Source organism: Halopseudomonas xiamenensis, from assembly GCF_014219065.1.
GTDB lineage: Bacteria > Pseudomonadota > Gammaproteobacteria > Pseudomonadales > Pseudomonadaceae > Halopseudomonas > Halopseudomonas xiamenensis.
In genome coordinates this window covers 29807-46635 of record NZ_JACLGO010000010.1, presented here as the reverse complement: position 1 = coordinate 46635, position 16829 = coordinate 29807, and the positions used below count along the sequence as shown (strand labels likewise).

Genomic DNA, 16829 nt, shown 5'->3' with positions numbered 1-16829 from the left:
GGCGTTTCCCTCCCTTCTCATTTTCCGCTTGGCAATCCTGCATCATGTCGTTATGCTGAAAACATGAATGAACATTCATTCTTAATCAGAACAACAACAGAGGACAGCGACATGAGTCAGGGTAAAGTGGAGATCTACGATCTGATGGCCTGTAACGTCTACATGGATTTCGAGGATACCGGCCTGCCCAGGGAGCAGCACAAGTTCCTCATCGCCTTCCATCCGAGCGGCGGCGCACCGGTGCATGAGCTGATCGACAGCATCACCGCCCATGGTCCGGATGGCTATGTGGTGGAAGTGGCCAACCAGCCGTTCACCATCACCAACCTCAATGGCCACATTTTCGACCGCACCACCAATTCGCATTGGTATATGGTCAACCTGGCTACCGGCTTCATGGCACCGGGCGAGTACCGCATCGAAGTCAAGTGCAAGGACGGCTCGGTCAAGAGCATTACCCGCACCCAGGACAACGAACCCTCCGAGCGGCTGATGGCCGCCTACCTGCGGCACCGCGACACACTCAAGGCCAGCTACACACCAGGCCAGGGGCAGACACTGCCAGCAGGCACCGCGCTGACGAACCTGGCGATCGATTGTGCCTCGTTCAAGCAACTCACCGGCGAGGATGCCTGGTACGTGTTCCGTATCTGCGAGGCGGCCAACAGCAAGGAGTTCGACCCGCAGAACCTGTACTGGTGGGACAATATCTTCCTTGAGCGCTTCAGCAACCCGGACGCTGGCAAGAATCGCAACCACCTGGTGGTCAAGGCCGAACTCAAGCCCGACACCGCCTTCACCTACTTCACCGAGCTGACCGACGGCAACAGCATGGGTGGCACCAACATCTGCATTTTCCAGCCGTACCAGACTTTTTACACCTGAGCACTGTACGGATAGTTGGAAGCGGTTAGAATGCAACGATGAACAATCATTCCAAGACCGCCAACAAGGCACAGGCCCCGGTCAGGGCTGTTCGACCGAGGATCAAGGACAAGCGCAGCGCCATTCTCCAGGCCGCCCTCCGGGTGTTCGCCGAAGGTGGAGTGAACGGTGTACCCATGCCGGTGGTGGCCCAGCAGGCCAACGTCGGCACGGGCACCATCTACCGCTACTTCGAGAGCAAGGAGCTGCTGGTCAACGAGTTGTTCCGCGAACAGAAACTGGCCATCAACCAGCGACTGTATGGCGATCTCGACCTACAGCGCCCGGCCCGTGAGCTGTTCGATGAGGTCTGGCGGCGCATGGTAGCCTTCACCCGCGAAGCACCGCATGCCTACCGCTTCATGGAGTTGCAGGACCACCGGCCCTACCTCGATGAGGCCAGCCGACAACTCGAGCATGAAGCGCTGGCACCCATCCTGGCGCAATACCGGGCATTGCAGAAACGCGGCGTATTCCGCAGCGACCTGCGTGCCGAGGTACTGATGACGCTGGTGTGGGGCGCCTTCGTCAACCTGATCAAGGCCGAACGCGATGGCCACATCAGCCTGAGCGACGCCGACATCGATGCCGCCAGGGATGCCTGCTGGAGCCTGTGCACCGGTTGATCCAACTGTCCGTATGCCGTATACCCGACGAGGATGAACGACATGCGAACGATGACTGCAACACTGGCCGCCCTTGGCCTGACCACCCTGCTTACCGGCCCCAGCCTGGCCGCGGACGCGGAACAGCAATGGCTGGAAATGATCGCCAGCGGCCAGGCCTATTCGGCGGACACCCTGCTGCCGCTGTTCAGGCAACTGCCGCCGGTGGATACCGACTTCATGGTCGGCACCTGGAAGGGAGGCAAGTTCGACGGCGGCGCGGAGCCCGACCCGATCAACTGGTACGGCAAGCGCTTCACTTCGACCAGCGACGTCGAGCCTCTGCTGGTCACCAACACCGACGGCGAGGTGGTCACCTATGACCGGCTCGGCGCAGCACAGATGCGCCTGCTGGAGTTCGATGGCAAGGTCTCGGCCGCACTGATCTACGACAGCCAGCCGATCATGGACTACTTCCGCAAGGTCAACGAGGACGTGGTCATCGGCCTGGGTGATATCAAGGGCAAGCCCACCGACTTCTTCTTCCACCTGACGCGGCAATAAGCCGTACTTGCAATCGCCCGGTATTGGGATAGGGTTTCAGAACGGGCCGGTATCAGCACCGGCCACCCTGCCCTGCAAGGAGATTGCCCGTGTCCAGCCTGGTTCCCGCTGTAGACCCCGACGGCCTGTTCGAATATTCCGTGGTATTCACCGACCGCTCGCTGAATCACATGTCCGCCGAATTCCAGCAGGTCATGCGCGACCTATCCGCTACCCTGCGTCAGGTGTACGGCGCCGATGGCGTGGCGCTGGTGCCGGGCGGAGGCACCTACGGCATGGAAGCGGTGGCCCGCCAGTTCGCCCGCGACCAACGCTGCATGGTGCTGCGCAACGGCTGGTTCAGCTATCGCTGGTCGCAGATATTCGCCGCTACTGAGCTGCCCGCCGAGGAAATCGTACTCAAGGCCAGGCCGACCTCCGATAGCGAGCAGGCCTCCTTCGCTCCGGCACCGATCGACGAAGTGGTGGCAGCTATCCACGCGCAGAAACCCGATGTGGTATTCGCTCCCCATGTCGAAACCGCCTCAGGCATTCTCTTGCCGGATGACTACCTGCGCGCGGTCGGCGAGGCAGTCCAGGCTGTCGGCGGGTTGTTCGTGCTCGACTGCGTGGCTTCCGGCACCCTGTGGGTGGATATGCGCGATTGCCGGGTGGACGTTCTCATCAGCGCGCCGCAGAAGGGCTGGAGCGCCTCCCCCTCCTGCGCACTGGTGATGCTCGGTGAGCGTGCGCTGGAGCGTATCGAGCACACCACCAGCAACAGCTTTGCCTGCGACCTGAAAAAGTGGCTGCAGATCATGCGCGCCTACGAGAATGGCGGCCACGCCTACCACGCCACCCTGCCTACCGATGCCTTGAAGCGCCTGCGCGATACCATGCTGGAAACCCGCAAACTTGGCTTCGAGCAACTCAAGCAGCAGCAATGGGAACTGGGCAAGGGAGTACGTGCGCTGCTGGAAGGCCACGACTTCGCCAGCGTCGCCGCGCCGGGCTTCCAGGCCCCCGGGGTGGTGGTCAGCTATACCAGCGACGACGGCATCCACAGCGGCAGGGCCTTCGCTGCACAGGGCCTGCAGACCGCCAGCGGGGTACCACTGATGTGTGACGAGCCTGCCGGCTTCAAGACCTTCCGCGTCGGCCTGTTCGGGCTGGACAAGCTGCAGGATGTGGAGGGTGCGGTGGCACGGCTGCGTCAGGCACTCGAGGCCGTGTAGACAGCAAATCGAGAAGCGGATCAGCAGGCGGCCAGCGGTGCCTGCTGATCTACTGGCTGCGTCCCTCGTGGCCGATCAAACCCGCGTATGGCAAAGAAGTCCTCGCCGCCGAACCAGTCCGAGCCAACGCGCTGAAGCGGAGAAGGTACCAGCAGGTCATGCACGAAGTAGCCAAACAGCTCGGCTATTTCCGGCTGCAGCGGCTGAGGCTGAAACCATTCGTTCAGCAGCACCAACCAGACCTCACTCCTTTGCGGATCATAAGCGGGTAACCCGCGCCTGCGCATATCCCTGGCTTCCTTGTCGACACCCTGCAACCAGCGAAACTCTGCCTGCAACTGACGACGGCGCTGCTGAACCTCCCGAGTCTGCTCCACACGCTGCTGGCGCTGGGCGGCGCTCTCACCGCTCACCCGAAACATTCTGGCCAGCGTGGATGACTCGACGAACTGGCTTTGGTAGAGCTGCTCCTCCCGCTCCCCGAGTTCCGCCAACTCCGCGTGGTAGGCATGCCAGACGTGGGCCAGCCAGCGGATGTAGTACCTCATGTGATGCAGAAAGGCATCATGGCCGGGTTCATGGCGTCCTACCCAGTCCTGGTAGCGACGTGCCAATCCGAGGGCGTTGTACCGACTCGGGGTGCGATCGTTGTAGGTGAACAACGAGGCAAGCACGCGCCCCTTTGCCGGTAACATCTCCATTGGGACCAAGGATGCCCCAGCACTGGATGCTGCCCGGTACATCTGATGCAGACTGACCAGCGCCAATTCGTTACTTGGCTTCTGCTCACCTGGCGCAATGCCGCCGCCAATATCCTCACTGACGCCCGGCATCAACACCTCCCGCCAACCCCGTCGGGCATCGCCGAGCAGCCGAACACGCCGATAGAATCTTCTCTCATGGGCCGCAACCAGATGCAGCACCGACCTGACCTGCGCAGGCACCAGTCCACCATCCTCAACCACATTGGTGGTGGGAAGAAAGAACTCCAGCGGTGGCACGCTGGCCGCAGTGCGGTCCACCGCATCGAACAACCCGGCAAAAATGATCTCCAGACGGGCATTGCGATAGACAGCATAACCGTCCCGCTGCTGGCTGCGCTCCAGAAGCATATGCACAAAGGCCCTGGCCAGCGTGGCACCGAAATCGAAGCCGAATACCGAAATCTTGATAGTGCGCAGGGGCATCTGCCCTGAATTCAAATTGGTGATTTCCCGGTTAAGGGCAGCAAGGGCGCCCTCCAGCCGGGTATCCACACCCGTCTTGAGCCAATGAGCTGACCAGCGGGAGTCGCGAATCGGCTCCAGCGCTTCTGCAGCAGTATTGAGCAGCGTGTCCCGGAGGGTCTTGAGCGCTCTCCAGGGTTTATCCGCCAGGCTGCCCACCTCGCGCTGCATGCGCTGCCACCAACTGCGCCCAGCCAGACCATCCCTGGCTCCCTTGAGTACCTGCTCACCAGCGATATCACCAGGAATATCAGCAACTTCCGAAACCGCTCGATTCAGGGCTCCGCCAGCCTGGACGCCGAGCGACACATCGAAGTTCGCCCCCAGCCCACTCAGATAGCTCTTACGGTACGCATTAAACTCATCGGATGGCGCGTTTGGAGTATCAAGTTCGTGAGCAAGAAAAAGCTTGCCGATATTACTGACCCGGTTTTCTTTCAAATCTTCTTCCAGGTTCCTGCCAAAACCATCGAAGAAGAAACCGAAATGCAGGGTTCGGCCACAGGCCAGCGGCGGTGCTGGTGTATGGCTACGAACGCTGACAGCCTGGCCGAATTCCAGGGTGTTCTGGGTCGTCATCTGGTATCCCCCTGGTAGTAATAATCCGCCAACTCCTCTTCCAGTGGACTAGCAGCACTGTGGTTCCAGGCCAGGCGTACCTGATTGCCCGGCAGAAAATGGACATGCAAGGTGTCATCAGGACGTTGTCTGGGTGGGTTTGGAACTTCCAACTCATAACGCTCTTCACCCAGACCTTCATCAAACTGCTTCTGGGTTACATCCAGAATCCAGACCACTTTCAAGGTGTCGCCCCGAATACGCCAGCAACAGGTTACCCCGCCATTCCCGCCCCATTTGTCATTTACCCAATAACTGAAAATCGGTCTGTCCGTATGGTTGTGTCCATACAGAAAGGCACCACCAGGGCGCTGGGATTGCCAAAGCAGGTAGCCGACGATCAGCATCAGGTAGAAGAGGATGATAATTGGCCAGCGGATGGCCTTGGGTGTGGATAACCACTTCTGGTAAAGGCTAGTCATGAAAGGTTTGCTCCAATACCTGCTCGAGCGCGTGGCCGAGTGTAATCGGCTGTTCACTGACCATTTGCAGCACCTGCGGCCAATATTCCTGTTGGTCTGGCGGTTGCCCCTCCAGCAATGTGAGCGTTGCGAACAACAGCTGATCCTCCGCATGGCTCAGACCTGAGTTGCGCCCAAGGGCCAGCGCCTGATCCACCTGGCCTAGGCGCTGGCCATGGCAGTCGGATTTGAAGATCTGGGGGGCGGCTTTTTCAAGCTCTTTGAGTAACGCCAGGGCTTGCTGGTCCGAGCCCAGCATGGCGAGCAGATCATCGTCCAGAGTGATCGGCTGGAACTCATCCGGTACGGCGGCGAGGCCCGCACCTGCATATTGCTGTACTTCGGCTCCGTTGTTGATCCACCAGTTGTTGATCGGAGCAAACAGATAATCACGCCAGGGGCAATCGATCCGGGCATGCAGGACCGGCATCACCTGCGGTGTATAGCTCCTCAGCAGGACGCTACGGCCCTCCGCATTCTGCGCCACCAGAGCCCTGCTCAAATGTTCGGCCAGACTGACGTGGGACAAGTAGCTCGACAACCACCCCATGACTGCCTGTTCACCCAACTGCTCCCCGAGTTCGTTCACTACCGAGAGCACATCACCTTCAACAGCGACCAGCCAGGGGCCCTCCTTGGCCAGATGCGACAGCGCCCTGCAGCGCATCAATGACAATCTGGGGAGTACGTTGCTGGCCCAGAAGGCCTCGCTCGATGGCGAGGGAGCACATTGTTCCACGATAACGAAATAGGCTTCGGCCACGCTCAGTCTCCCCAGAGAATGGACTGGTTGGTATTCAGTGCCTTGCGCCAGCATTCAAGACAGATATTCTCCGGGGCGGGCAGACCGGGCTCCAGCGCTGCTCCGGCCATGCTTGTATCCGTATCGAGAGTTTCCCCGGGCAGCCTGGGTGCGGCCGCTGCCCCTCGCCCGGGACTGCCCCCGGCGTTCTGTCGAATGCTCGGCCCGACCGCTGTTACACCGGCCGGAGTAATCCGGATAAAACTGCCGCCGGCGGTGAGCGTCAGCTCGCTGCCGGCTTCGATGACCATTTTCTGCCCGGCCTTGAGGTGTATCTCACGGCCTGCCTTGGTCAGCTGTGCAGTCCCTGTCTTGATATGCTGGTTGCCCGCGATGGTCAGGTGATCGTCTGACTTGATCTCGGTTTTCCTGTCACCGTGGGTGCGGTGGTGCTCCTCGGCGAGATTCTCGGTATAGCGGTTGGCTGCAATGCGCTCATGCCGTTCATGGCCGACGTGGATGCGCTGGTCGTGCTGGATGCGCTGGTCCCAGTCCCGCTGGGCGTGGATGAAGATCTGCTCCTCGCCGGCCTTGTCCTCGATGCGCAGTTCGTTGAAGCCCTCACCGCCGGGGCTGCTCTGGCTCTTGAACAGGCTGCGGGTCTTGTGTTCCGGCAACGCGTAGGGCACGGGGTGAGCGCTGTTGTACAGGCAGCCCGAGACCAGTGGTTGGTCCGGGTCACCTTCGAGGAAGCTGACCAGCACTTCCATGCCGATGCGCGGGATAGTGATGCTGCCCCACTGGTTGCCGGCCCAGCTGCTGGCCACCCGCAGCCAGCAGCTGGTGTGGGCGTCGGCCTGGCCTTCGCGGTCCCAGTGGAACTGGACCTTGATCCGGCCTTGGGGGTCGCAGTGGATTTCTTCGTTGTCGGGGCCGGTGACGGTGGCGGTTTGGGTGCCCAGGATGTTGGGTTTGTGGTGGTGCAGGGCTGGGCGGTGGGGGGTGGCCCAGGGGGTGGCGATGAAGTGGTTGCGGTAGCCTTGGTAGAAGGCTTCTTTGGGCTTTTTATCCCCCTCTCCCCGGCCCTCTCCCGCGAGGGGAGAGGGGGTAAAACGGTGTTGTCCTGATGTCTCTGTGATGGACTCTTCCAGCACTTGTGGTTGTTTGCCGTGGTGGTGGATGTCGGTGAGTAGCCAGAGGTCGTTCCAACTGGTGCGGGGGTGGTCTTGTAGTTCGAGGAAGTGGCCGCTGCGCAGGGTCGGTTGGTCGCTGTGGCCGCTGGCCTGGTGGTAGTCGCTGCGGTGGCGTTCCAGGGTGCGGCGGGCCAGGTGTTTAGCGTAGGTGCGGTCGGTGAACTGGCCGGGGTAGTGGTAGTCCTCCAGGTCTGGCAGTTGCTCGCTGCGGGCTTCGCCTTCCAGTAGCAGGCGGGCCTTGTTGTGGTCGTAGTCGCGGCGGGTGACGCGGCTGCTGCGGGTTTCCAGGCGGACGCCGAAGCGCTTGACCACCGGTTCATCGGCGACCAGGCCGTTGCCTTGCTCGAAGCCGGTCGGTTCGAGACGTGGAAAGGCGGTCTGGTCGTCGCCGAATACCAGCAGGTGGCCGTCCTGGCTGTGGCGGAAGTGGTAGTGAATGCCCTCTTCCTCGCACAGGCGCTGGAGGAAGTGCAGATCGGTCTCGTCGTATTGGGTGCAATAGTCGCGCTCAGGGTAGTCGCTGCCGAGCTGAAACAGGTAGGCATCGGACTGGATGCCGTGCTCTTCGAGCAGGCGGGCGATGATCTGCGGCACGCTGAGGTGCTGGAAGATGCGCTGATTGTGACGCAGGGCCAGGTAGTGCAGCTGTGGTACCAGTTCCAGGCGGTAGCGGGTCAGGCGCTGGCCGGCTTCGCCGATGGCGGCGTGGTGCACCAGGCCATGCAGGCCGCTGCCGTTGCCCAGGTCCAGCCAGGCGCTGCGTTGCAGCAGGGTTTCGAGGTCCAGGTCGGGCTGTTCGCTGACCAGTTGCAGCTCGATGCGGTAGCACTGGTTGAGGGCTTCGCGGGCGCGGAATTCGAGCACCTTGAAGTCGTGTTCGAGGCCGGGCAGGTGCAGGGTGAAGTGGGCTTCATTGGCCGGGGCAAACATCCGCTGTCCTCTTTCTACCGTAATCGTATGACCGCTGCTGATGCTGAAACAGCAACACCCCCGACCGCTTGCCCGGCCGATGGCGACGCATTGTCACAAAATTACGCGCAGACGGGTGTGCGCCAGTTCGCAGCATGGGATATCTGCGACATATTCCGAAGGAGAGAGGTGGGCGAGCCGAGAAACGCCGCACCGATGGTGGGAGCCGCGCCTCGCGGCGATCGGCACGTGCCGATCAGGATAACAGGCAAGGTAATGCTCGCTGCCAGGCCGCTTCGCGCCGAGGCGGCGCTCCTACGGGATAGCAATGAGTCCAGAAACCTACTTCTGCTGCGCGACTATGTCTTCCATCTTCAAGCCGGTCAGGCCATGGATGGTCCGCCACAGGTAGAACAGGATCGCCAGCATCATGATCATCGAGGGTATGGCGATCATCGGGTAACTGACCAGGGTCATGCGCCCCAGTTCGGCATTGAACGCCTCGGTACCCGCCGGACTGACCACGATCCACTTGGCAATCACGTAGTTCATGAACGAGGAAAAGAAGAAGGTGCCCGCCAGGAAGTAGGTCGCCCTGAGCAGCCGCTGCTCGAACACCTCCCGCAACCCGCGCTCGCGCAGGCGCTCGTCCACGCGCTGCACATTCAGCACCTTTTCGTTGTACAGCAGGGTGCGGATCAGCGGGTAGCGGGTACGGGTGGAGAACAGCACCGCCAGCCCGATCACCCCTGGCACCGCCGCTTCCTTGATCGCCAGCCACTGCGGGTCCAGCTCCAGCAGGCCGATGCCGCCGGTGAGGAACACGCTGATGACACCCAGCACGGCGATGAAATTGTATTTGCGATAGCGCACCAGTTCGAACAACCCCCAGCCCAGCGGGAAGGCCAGCGCCACGAGCAGCGCCTGGTGTGGGCCGAGATGGGCATCACCGCTGAACTTCATCAGGATCACCGAGGGGATCACGATACTGACCAGCAGGTCGACCAGCGGACGGGGTTTGTGTTGCGGGGTAGTCGGTAAAGCGTCGTTCATGATGTACGGGTAATCTCGGTTGCGTTGACCATGGAATCAACAAGGCCGCCCAGTATGGGTTAAAGTTTTTTCGGCTACCAGCCGATAAGCCCGGCATTCCCATAAAAAATCATCCACGCCTGCCTGCTGGCCGACCAGCGGCGGGTCCGTTGTCGTTCATTCTTCCCACATAGAGATTCCCATACCCATGAAGTCTTCCCTGCGAGTGCAAAGCCTGACCGTACTGATCGGCAGCATGACGCTGATGCTGGTCGTGTCCCTGGTGAGCGTTCTGGCGTTGGCCATGGAGTTGCGCAACTACCGCCTGCTGATGGAGGGCCCGGAGGCGGCCGCCAACCTGATCAACGAGTCCAACCTGAGCTTCAAGATCCAGGTGCAGGAGTGGAAGAACGTGCTGCTGCGCGGCGCCGATCAGCCCAGCCTGGACCGCTACTGGCGACAATTCCAGGATAATGAACAGCGCGTCCAGACTCTGCTGGAGCAGATCGGTGGGCTGAACATGTCGGACACTTTCCTGCGCCAGGTCGCCTCGTTGAAAAACGAACACCAGCGCCTGGGCGGGGATTACCGTGACGGTCTGCAACGCTTTATCGACGCCGGCCGCGACCCGGTGGCTGGCGACACGCTGGTACGCGGGATAGACCGGGCCACCAGCGAACAACTGGAGCAACTGGTCAGCGAGCTCAACGGCCACGCCGCCAGCGAAGTGCAGCGCATTCGCCAGGCCACCCTGCGCACCGTCTGGGTCACCGTACTGGCGCTGGCCGGCAGCGCGGTACTGATCGCCATATTGGCCAGTTGGCTGATCGGTCGCCGGCTGATCGATCCGATTGCTCTCCTGGTCGAACAGATGCAGCAGCTGGGCCAGGGCCGCTTCGATCGGGAGATCACCAGCTCCCGCCAGGATGAACTCGGCGTGCTGGCCCGCACGGCCAACCAGTTACGTGGATTCCTCGCCGAAACCGCCGTCGGGCTGCGCCACAGCACAGGCGAACTGGATAGCGCCAGCGGTGGCTTGAACACCGTCGCCACGCGCATGGCCCAGGGTAGTCGCGAACAGTTTTCACGCACCGATCAGGTCGCCACGGCGATGCAGGAAATGTCCGCCACCGCCGCCGAGGTGGCGCGCTATGCCGCCGAAGCCGCCGGCGCTGCCGATGCCGCGGACCAGAATGCGCGCAGTGGTCGCCAGACCATGACCGAGACCATCGATGCCATGCAGGCGCTGCTGCAGGAAATCCAGCATACCGCCGACGTCATCCACCGCCTGGAAGACGACAGCCACCGCATCGGCAAGGTGCTGGAAGTCATCCAGAGTATCGCCGAGCAGACCAACCTGCTGGCACTCAATGCCGCCATCGAAGCCGCCCGCGCCGGCGAGGCCGGACGTGGTTTCGCCGTGGTCGCCGATGAGGTGCGCACCCTGGCCCAGCGCACCAGCGAGTCGACCGCGGAAATCCAGAGCATCATCAATAGTGTGCAGCAAGGCGCCCAGGAAGCCGGCAAGGCGATCGACGCCGGTAAAAGCAGCAGTGACCTGAGCATGCAGCACGTGACCCTGGCCGGGGACAGTCTGCAGCAGATCGCCATGGCGGTGGAGTCGATCCGCGACATGAACCGCCAGATCGCCACCGCCGCCGAGGAGCAGACCAGCGTGTCCGAGGATATCTCGCGCAACATCACCGAGATCACCCAGATCGCCGCCGCCAACCAGCAGGAAGTCGAGCATACCTCCCGGGCCAGTGAAGCCCTGCAGGAGTTGTCCGCAGAGCTCAATGAGCTGGCCGCCCGGCTACATGCCTGAGCTGTCGTCCGGCAGCTGCCGCCTTATCGGCTCAGGCAAAGCGTACGCGGCAGTTGCCCAGACCTTCGATGCTCACGCTCAGCTCGTCACCGGCGGCCACCGGCACCACGCCCGACAGCGCCCCGGACAGGATCACCTCGCCGGCCTTGAGCCCCGTGCCCTCCTGCCCCAGCGCGTTGGCCAGCCAGGCCACGGCGTTGGCCGGCGAGTCCAGGCAGTTGCCGCCAACCCCGGTACCGACCACCGCACCATTCTTCTCCAGGGTCATGGCACAGTTCACCAGGTCCACCTGCTGCGGATCGACCCATTGCTCCCCCAGCACGAACAGACCGCTGGAGGAGTTGTCCGCCACACTGTCCTGAATTCTGATCTGCCAGTTGCGCACGCGCGAATCGATGATCTCAAAACAGGCCATCACGCCCTTGGTCGCACGCAGCACGTCAGCCGCCGTCACGCCGGGGCCGGCAAGGTCATCCTGCAGCAGGAAGGCGATCTCGCCTTCGGCCATGGGCATGACCAGCGTTGTCCGGTCGATGCAGTCCCCCGACTTCACCAGCATGCGATCGGTGAGCACGCCGAAGTTCGGTTGGTCGACCTTCATCAGCTCCATCGCCCTGCGGCTGGTGGCGCCGATCTTCCAGCCGACAGCGCGCTCGCCCTGCTCCAGCCGCCGCGCCAGCAGACGCTGCTGCACCCGGTAGGCGTCCTCAAGGCTCATATCGGTAACGCGGCTGGTCAGCGGGTCAACCGCACTGGAGGAGGCCAAGGCAAGGTACAGTTCGTCACCCAGCTCATCGATCAGCGACTGATTCATTACAGAAACTCCAATTGATTATTGGCTACACAGGATTGCCGGGCATTCGCCCGGCTCCCTTTCAGCATTCATGAATGACCACGGATCCGGTGGGATCAGGCCCTGGCCCGCTCCTCGTCCACCAGTTCCTTCTTCGATAGCTTGCCCACCGGGGTACGCGGCAGCGCTGCGCGGATCTCCATCGCTGCCAGGCGCTCGTGCTTGCCCAGGCGCGGCTCGAGAAAGGCCTGCAACTCGGCGAAATCGAACGCCTCGGCCCCGCTCTTGAGCTTGATGAAGGCCTTGGGCGCCTGGCCCCGATAGGCATCATCGATACCGATCACCGACACCTCCTCCACCGCCGGATGCTCGTAGATGGCCTCCTCGATCACCCTTGGATAGACGTTGTAGCCGCTGCACAGGATCATGTCCTTGGTGCGATCGACGATATACAGCCAGCCCTGCTCGTCCATGTAGCCGACATCCCCGGTACGCAGGAAGCCATCCTCGGTCATCGCCTCGGCGGTGGCGTCGGCGCGCTTCCAGTAGCCGGCGGTGACGTTCGGCCCGGCAATGCAGACCTCGCCACGCTCACCGGCGGGCAAACTGCCGGGGGAACCGTCCAGCGGCGCGATGCGGATGGTCGCCCCCGGCACCGGCATGCCGCAGGAGCCGGGGCGCGGCTCGGCATCCCGGGGGGTGAAGGTGCCGGTAGTGGTGGTCTCGGTCATGCCCCAGCCCTCGCGCAGGGCGCAGCCGGCCATCTCCGAATAGCGCTGCTGCACTTCCAGCGGCAGCGGCGCCCCGCCGGAGTTGCACAGCTTCAGCGAGGTCAGGTCCAGCTGCGCAGTCAGCGGGTGGGCCAGCAGGCCGATGAACATGGTCGGTACGCCGGGGAAGGTGGTGATGCGGTTATGGTGAATTTCCCGCAACACCGTCTCGGCGTCGAAACGCGGGTGCAGATAGACTTCCGCGGCCATGCGCACGCTGAACAGCATGTTGATCATCAGCGCATAGATATGGAACGGCGGCAGTACCGCCAGCACCCGCTCCTGGCCCGCCTGCAGCGACTCGTCCAGGATCGCCTGCAGCTGGGAGCAGCTGGCGGTGAGGTTGGCATGGGTAAGCATCGCCCCCTTGGGCGCGCCGGTGGTGCCGCCGGTGTACTGCAACACGGCCAGGGTCGCGGCCGGATCATCCAGCGGGTGGGCGGTGAAGTCGCCGGGGTTGTCCAGCAGACTGGCGAAGGAGTGGGTATGGCTGTTCCACTCGACGTCTACCGACGGCCCCAGCTGACCGGCCTGCGCCTCGCTGACCGGCCCGCAGAATTCCGTCAGTTGGCCGACCACCAGCCCCTTGAGCCGACTGTCAGCGACCAGGCCAGCCATCTTCGGGTACAGGCTGGCCAAGTCCAGGGTCAGCATGATATCGGTCTGGCTGTCCTCTATCTTGTGTGCCAGGGTCCGGTCAGCATCCAGCGGCGAATAGTTGACCACGGTGCCACCGGCACGCAACACGGCGAAGAAGGCGATGAAATAGTGCGGGCAATTGGGCAGATACAAGCCCACGTGCACCCCCGGACCGACACCCAGGCGCTGCAGACCACAGGCGGTGCGCCTGACCAACTCATCCAGCTGGCGATAGGTCAGCTTGTGACCGAGGAAGTCGATCGCCGGATGCTCGGGAAACGTCGTAACCGCCTGGTCCAGCAAGCCCCAGGCTGGACCGGTCGGCAGCTCGGCATCCCAGCGCATGCTCTGGGGGTAGGAGCCCAGCCAGCGTAATTGCGCACTCGCGTTCATGACATGCCTCCTCGGCCTGATTGTAATTATTGATCCCCAGACCCTAGCGCTACGCGCTCCGTGTGCAAAGGCAAATCCAGCACATATATACACCTCTATAGATGCCCACATGGCGACCGCCTCACCGAATGCGCACCGTGGCAGTTGTGATGTCCCTCACAGTCTGACGCTTTACCAAGCCGACACGGCGTCACCGGTGCTACATAGTTCGGCAATCAAATTGCAATAAACGAAGCGGGTTGGTAGATTCTTGGGCTTCTTCATACACGAACGGAAAAACCACCATGAAACGGATCCTGCTCGGTTCCCTGCTTGCCGCCGCTTCCCTCAATGCCTTCGCCACCGCTCCGGGCGGCCCGGGCTGTGGCTGGGGCAACATGCTGTTCGAAGGCCAGCGCGGCCTGCCGTCCCACCTGGTTGCCTCCATCACCAATGGCACCTCCGGTAACGCCACCTTCGGCATGACTTCGGGCACCAACGGTTGCGACACCAGTGGCGCACTGGCCTACCATGGCAAGTCGATGATCGTGTTGAGCAGCATCATGAACGAGCTGTCCGAAGACATGGCCCGTGGCGAGGGCGAAGCCCTGACCACCTATGCCGTGGTACTGGGCGTACCGGCAGAGGATCGCGCACATTTCGCCGCGGTGACCAGCCAGCACTTCAACGACATCTTCAGCTCCGCCGATGTCACCGCCGAGCAGGTTCACGCCGCTACCCTGGCAGTGATGAAGCAGGACGCGGTTCTGGCCAAGTACGCCGATCAGGCCTGATCCCCGCTCTACCGTTCCGGGCCAGCGTTCGCGCTGGCTACGGGCACTCCCCGGTGTCGGCTGACACCTCCGCTTTCCACCCCGGCCCCGCATGTCCAGACGTTTGCTTCCCCTGCTGCTGAGCCTGCTCGGCATTACCGCCCAGGCGGCCCCGCAACCCGATGTAGCCACGCTGCAGAGACTGGCCGAGGATCCCTACTGGATCTCGCTGGGTCATTACGAGCGGCAGACCTTCGGCGGCTGGCGCAGCTATGTGGATGATGCCGACTTCTTCCTGGCCACCGATGGCGAACGCTCTCCGCTGGCAGAGCTCGCGGCCACGCTCGAAGGCCTGCATGCCGACCCGGAGCTGGCCGATGCGCATCCGCAGTGCCGCTTTCCATCGCGCACCCGCTGGTTGCGTCAGCAATTGCTACTGGACGACCTGCCGGCGGTGCAATGCGCGGAATTCGATACCTGGTATGCCGACATCGATCCGCATACCACGGTTCTGGTGTTCCCCGATGCCTATCTGAACAGCCCCTCCTCGATGTTCGGGCACACCCTGCTGCGCATCGACTCGGCCGCCACCGAAGGCAGCGGCACGGCGCTGCTCAGCTATGCCCTGAACTTCGGCGCCATGATCGAAGGCATGGATAACAGCATCCTGTATGCCTGGAAGGGACTGGCGGGGGGTTATCCGGGGCAGTTCGCACTGCTGCCCTACCGCGAGAAGATCAGCGAATACAGCAGCCTGGAAAACCGCGACCTGTGGGAATACCAGCTGGATCTGACGCCCGAGGAAACCGGGCGCATGATCGAACATGTCTGGGAGCTGCGCCAGATCCGCTTCGACTACTTCTTCTTCGATGAGAACTGCTCCTACCGCCTGCTCGAGCTGCTGGAGATCGCCCGCCCCGGACTGCGGCTGATCGAGCAGTTTCCACTGACCGCGATCCCCGCCGACACCGTGCGGGCGGTAAAGGACGCCGGCCTGGTGCAGGACGTCAACTACCGGCCCTCCCGGGAGAAAGAACTGCTGGCCCGCGCCGCGCCGCTGCGACCCGAGGAGGTCAGCTGGGCCCAGGCGCTGGCGGCGGATACCGCGCTGCTCGATAGTAGCGACTTCCGCGCCCTGCCGGATGAGCGCCAGGCGCTGATCCAGGAAACCGCCTACCGCCTGCTACGCTACCAGGCCGCCGGCCAGGAGCGCGATGCGGGCAACGCCGAACGCAGTTTCCGCATGCTGCAGGCGATCAACCAGAACCCACCGCCGCGCCTGGACATCGCCACCCCGACCCAGCCCGAGGACGGCCATGAATCCCGCACCTGGCAGCTGGCGCTCGGCAGCCAGGATCACCGTACCTTTGCCGAGTATGGCCTGCGCATGGCCTACCACGACCTGAACGACAACCTGGCGGGCTTCCCGCTGGGTGCGCAGATCGAGCTGGGCAAGCTGCGCGTGCGTCAATATGAAGGCAATCACTGGCAACTGGAGGAACTGGGGCTGGTCAGCATCCGCTCGCTGACGCCACGCAGCCAGTTGCTCAAGCCCTGGTCCTGGCAGGTAGAAATCGGGCTGGAACGGGTCGCAGGCAAAGATGGCAAGCGGCGGCTGGTGGGTCATCTGAATGGCGGCGCCGGCTTTACCTGGCAGCTCAGCGAGCACGTACTGGGTTATGCGCTGGCCACCCTGCGCGTCGAGCACCATCGAGACTTCGCCACCACCCTGAGTCCGGCAGCCGGTTTTGACAGCGGTCTGCTGTGGCGTAATCGCGCCGGTAATCTGCTGCTGGAGGCCCAGGCAGACTATTTCCACAATGGCGAGGTACGTCGCAGCCTGGGGCTGACCCAGCAGCTGGAGCTGGGCCGCAACCTCGGCGTGCGACTGACCGCCCAGCGTGAATTCAGCCAGTGGGGCGCGCCGCAGAATGAGCTGATGCTGCAGCTGCGCTGGTATCACTACTGAGCTGCAAGGTGTAGCGCGCCCGCGCTACGCCGGCAGGTCCTCAGCAGCGCCACAGTGTCGTCGCGCGGGCGCGCGACAACCCGAAACTAACCGCGATGAAGAGGTGCTGCAGCAAGGCTGATACCATTACCGAGCTACGGGGTGTAGCGCGCCCGCGCTACGCCGGCAGGCCCTCAGCGGCGCCAGCAGTGTCGTCGCGC

The 16829-nt window shown here is 62.6% G+C and carries 14 protein-coding genes; 7 read left to right on the top strand and 7 right to left on the bottom strand.

The genetic code is table 11. The features are described from left to right. The first annotated feature begins 111 nt into the window (after window positions 1-111). The 4 genes from H6X51_RS08750 to H6X51_RS08735 all read left to right on the top strand — a co-directional run bounded on the left by H6X51_RS08750 (window position 112) and on the right by H6X51_RS08735 (window position 3307). A complete protein-coding gene (locus tag H6X51_RS08750; RefSeq protein ID WP_185267163.1) occupies window positions 112-885 on the top strand; it encodes a hypothetical protein in 774 nt (257 codons plus the stop codon). A 38-nt stretch (window positions 886-923) separates the two neighbouring features. Then, window positions 924-1550 (top strand): TetR/AcrR family transcriptional regulator, encoded by a 627-nt coding sequence (locus H6X51_RS08745; protein WP_185267162.1) that lies wholly within the window; start codon window positions 924-926, stop codon window positions 1548-1550. Window positions 1551-1592: 42 nt separating this feature from the next. After that, window positions 1593-2093, top strand: a complete 501-nt coding sequence (locus tag H6X51_RS08740) for a DUF4334 domain-containing protein (protein ID WP_185267161.1) — start codon at window positions 1593-1595, stop codon at window positions 2091-2093. A gap of 89 nt (window positions 2094-2182) precedes the next feature. Further along, window positions 2183-3307, top strand: a complete 1125-nt coding sequence (locus tag H6X51_RS08735) for an aminotransferase class V-fold PLP-dependent enzyme (RefSeq protein ID WP_185267160.1) — start codon at window positions 2183-2185, stop codon at window positions 3305-3307. A gap of 20 nt (window positions 3308-3327) precedes the next feature. On the opposite strand, the gene H6X51_RS08730 is transcribed toward H6X51_RS08735, so the two are convergent. The 5 genes from H6X51_RS08730 to H6X51_RS08710 all read right to left on the bottom strand — a co-directional run bounded on the left by H6X51_RS08730 (window position 3328) and on the right by H6X51_RS08710 (window position 9509). Continuing rightward, window positions 3328-5112 (bottom strand): DUF2235 domain-containing protein, encoded by a 1785-nt coding sequence (locus H6X51_RS08730; RefSeq protein ID WP_185267159.1) that lies wholly within the window; start codon window positions 5110-5112, stop codon window positions 3328-3330. After that, on the bottom strand, window positions 5109-5573 hold the full coding sequence (locus H6X51_RS08725; RefSeq protein ID WP_235991280.1) for a DUF3304 domain-containing protein: 465 nt from the start codon (window positions 5571-5573) through the stop codon (window positions 5109-5111). Before H6X51_RS08725 ends, H6X51_RS08730 begins: the two co-directional genes overlap by 4 nt. Further along, entirely contained in the window at window positions 5566-6375 is an 810-nt protein-coding gene (locus H6X51_RS08720; protein WP_185267158.1) for a DUF4123 domain-containing protein, read from the bottom strand. The genes H6X51_RS08725 and H6X51_RS08720 overlap by 8 nt, the downstream gene beginning before the upstream one ends. A gap of 2 nt (window positions 6376-6377) precedes the next feature. Further along, a complete protein-coding gene (locus H6X51_RS08715) occupies window positions 6378-8477 on the bottom strand; it encodes a type VI secretion system Vgr family protein (RefSeq protein WP_185267157.1) in 2100 nt (699 codons plus the stop codon). A gap of 321 nt (window positions 8478-8798) precedes the next feature. Further along, the gene (locus H6X51_RS08710) at window positions 8799-9509 is read right to left on the bottom strand and encodes a VC0807 family protein (RefSeq protein ID WP_185267156.1); all 711 of its coding nucleotides are present in this window, start codon (window positions 9507-9509) and stop codon (window positions 8799-8801) included. A 187-nt stretch (window positions 9510-9696) separates the two neighbouring features. On the opposite strand from H6X51_RS08710, the gene H6X51_RS08705 reads away from it, so the two are divergent. Further along, on the top strand, window positions 9697-11313 hold the full coding sequence (locus H6X51_RS08705) for a methyl-accepting chemotaxis protein (protein WP_185267155.1): 1617 nt from the start codon (window positions 9697-9699) through the stop codon (window positions 11311-11313). 31 nt (window positions 11314-11344) lie between these two features. Here H6X51_RS08705 and H6X51_RS08700 read toward each other — a convergent pair whose 3' ends face one another. Both H6X51_RS08700 and H6X51_RS08695 read right to left on the bottom strand, forming a co-directional pair. Further along, window positions 11345-12127, bottom strand: a complete 783-nt coding sequence (locus H6X51_RS08700) for a fumarylacetoacetate hydrolase family protein (RefSeq protein ID WP_185267154.1) — start codon at window positions 12125-12127, stop codon at window positions 11345-11347. Between the two features lie 95 nt (window positions 12128-12222). Beyond that, a complete protein-coding gene (locus H6X51_RS08695; RefSeq protein WP_185267153.1) occupies window positions 12223-13908 on the bottom strand; it encodes a long-chain-fatty-acid--CoA ligase in 1686 nt (561 codons plus the stop codon). Between the two features lie 284 nt (window positions 13909-14192). Between H6X51_RS08695 and H6X51_RS08690 the strand changes: the two genes are divergently transcribed. Then, a complete protein-coding gene (locus H6X51_RS08690) occupies window positions 14193-14681 on the top strand; it encodes a DUF3015 domain-containing protein (protein WP_105647267.1) in 489 nt (162 codons plus the stop codon). A gap of 91 nt (window positions 14682-14772) precedes the next feature. Then, a complete protein-coding gene (locus H6X51_RS08685) occupies window positions 14773-16629 on the top strand; it encodes an Lnb N-terminal periplasmic domain-containing protein (protein ID WP_185267152.1) in 1857 nt (618 codons plus the stop codon). Window positions 16630-16829 lie beyond the last annotated feature (200 nt).

What these genes read in the sequence shown, in the direction of transcription:
- H6X51_RS08690 (WP_105647267.1), top strand. Translation starts at nt 14,193, where the DNA reads ATGAAACGGATCCTGCTCGGTTCCCTGCTTGCCGCCGCTTCCCTCAAT.
- H6X51_RS08685 (WP_185267152.1), top strand. Translation starts at nt 14,773, where the DNA reads ATGTCCAGACGTTTGCTTCCCCTGCTGCTGAGCCTGCTCGGCATTACC.
- H6X51_RS08725 (WP_235991280.1), bottom strand. Translation starts at nt 5,573, where the DNA reads ATGACTAGCCTTTACCAGAAGTGGTTATCCACACCCAAGGCCATCCGC.
- H6X51_RS08740 (WP_185267161.1), top strand. Translation starts at nt 1,593, where the DNA reads ATGCGAACGATGACTGCAACACTGGCCGCCCTTGGCCTGACCACCCTG.
- H6X51_RS08700 (WP_185267154.1), bottom strand. Translation starts at nt 12,127, where the DNA reads ATGAATCAGTCGCTGATCGATGAGCTGGGTGACGAACTGTACCTTGCC.
- H6X51_RS08715 (WP_185267157.1), bottom strand. Translation starts at nt 8,477, where the DNA reads ATGTTTGCCCCGGCCAATGAAGCCCACTTCACCCTGCACCTGCCCGGC.
- H6X51_RS08695 (WP_185267153.1), bottom strand. Translation starts at nt 13,908, where the DNA reads ATGAACGCGAGTGCGCAATTACGCTGGCTGGGCTCCTACCCCCAGAGC.
- H6X51_RS08745 (WP_185267162.1), top strand. Translation starts at nt 924, where the DNA reads ATGAACAATCATTCCAAGACCGCCAACAAGGCACAGGCCCCGGTCAGG.
- H6X51_RS08730 (WP_185267159.1), bottom strand. Translation starts at nt 5,112, where the DNA reads ATGACGACCCAGAACACCCTGGAATTCGGCCAGGCTGTCAGCGTTCGT.
- H6X51_RS08750 (WP_185267163.1), top strand. Translation starts at nt 112, where the DNA reads ATGAGTCAGGGTAAAGTGGAGATCTACGATCTGATGGCCTGTAACGTC.
- H6X51_RS08710 (WP_185267156.1), bottom strand. Translation starts at nt 9,509, where the DNA reads ATGAACGACGCTTTACCGACTACCCCGCAACACAAACCCCGTCCGCTG.
- H6X51_RS08705 (WP_185267155.1), top strand. Translation starts at nt 9,697, where the DNA reads ATGAAGTCTTCCCTGCGAGTGCAAAGCCTGACCGTACTGATCGGCAGC.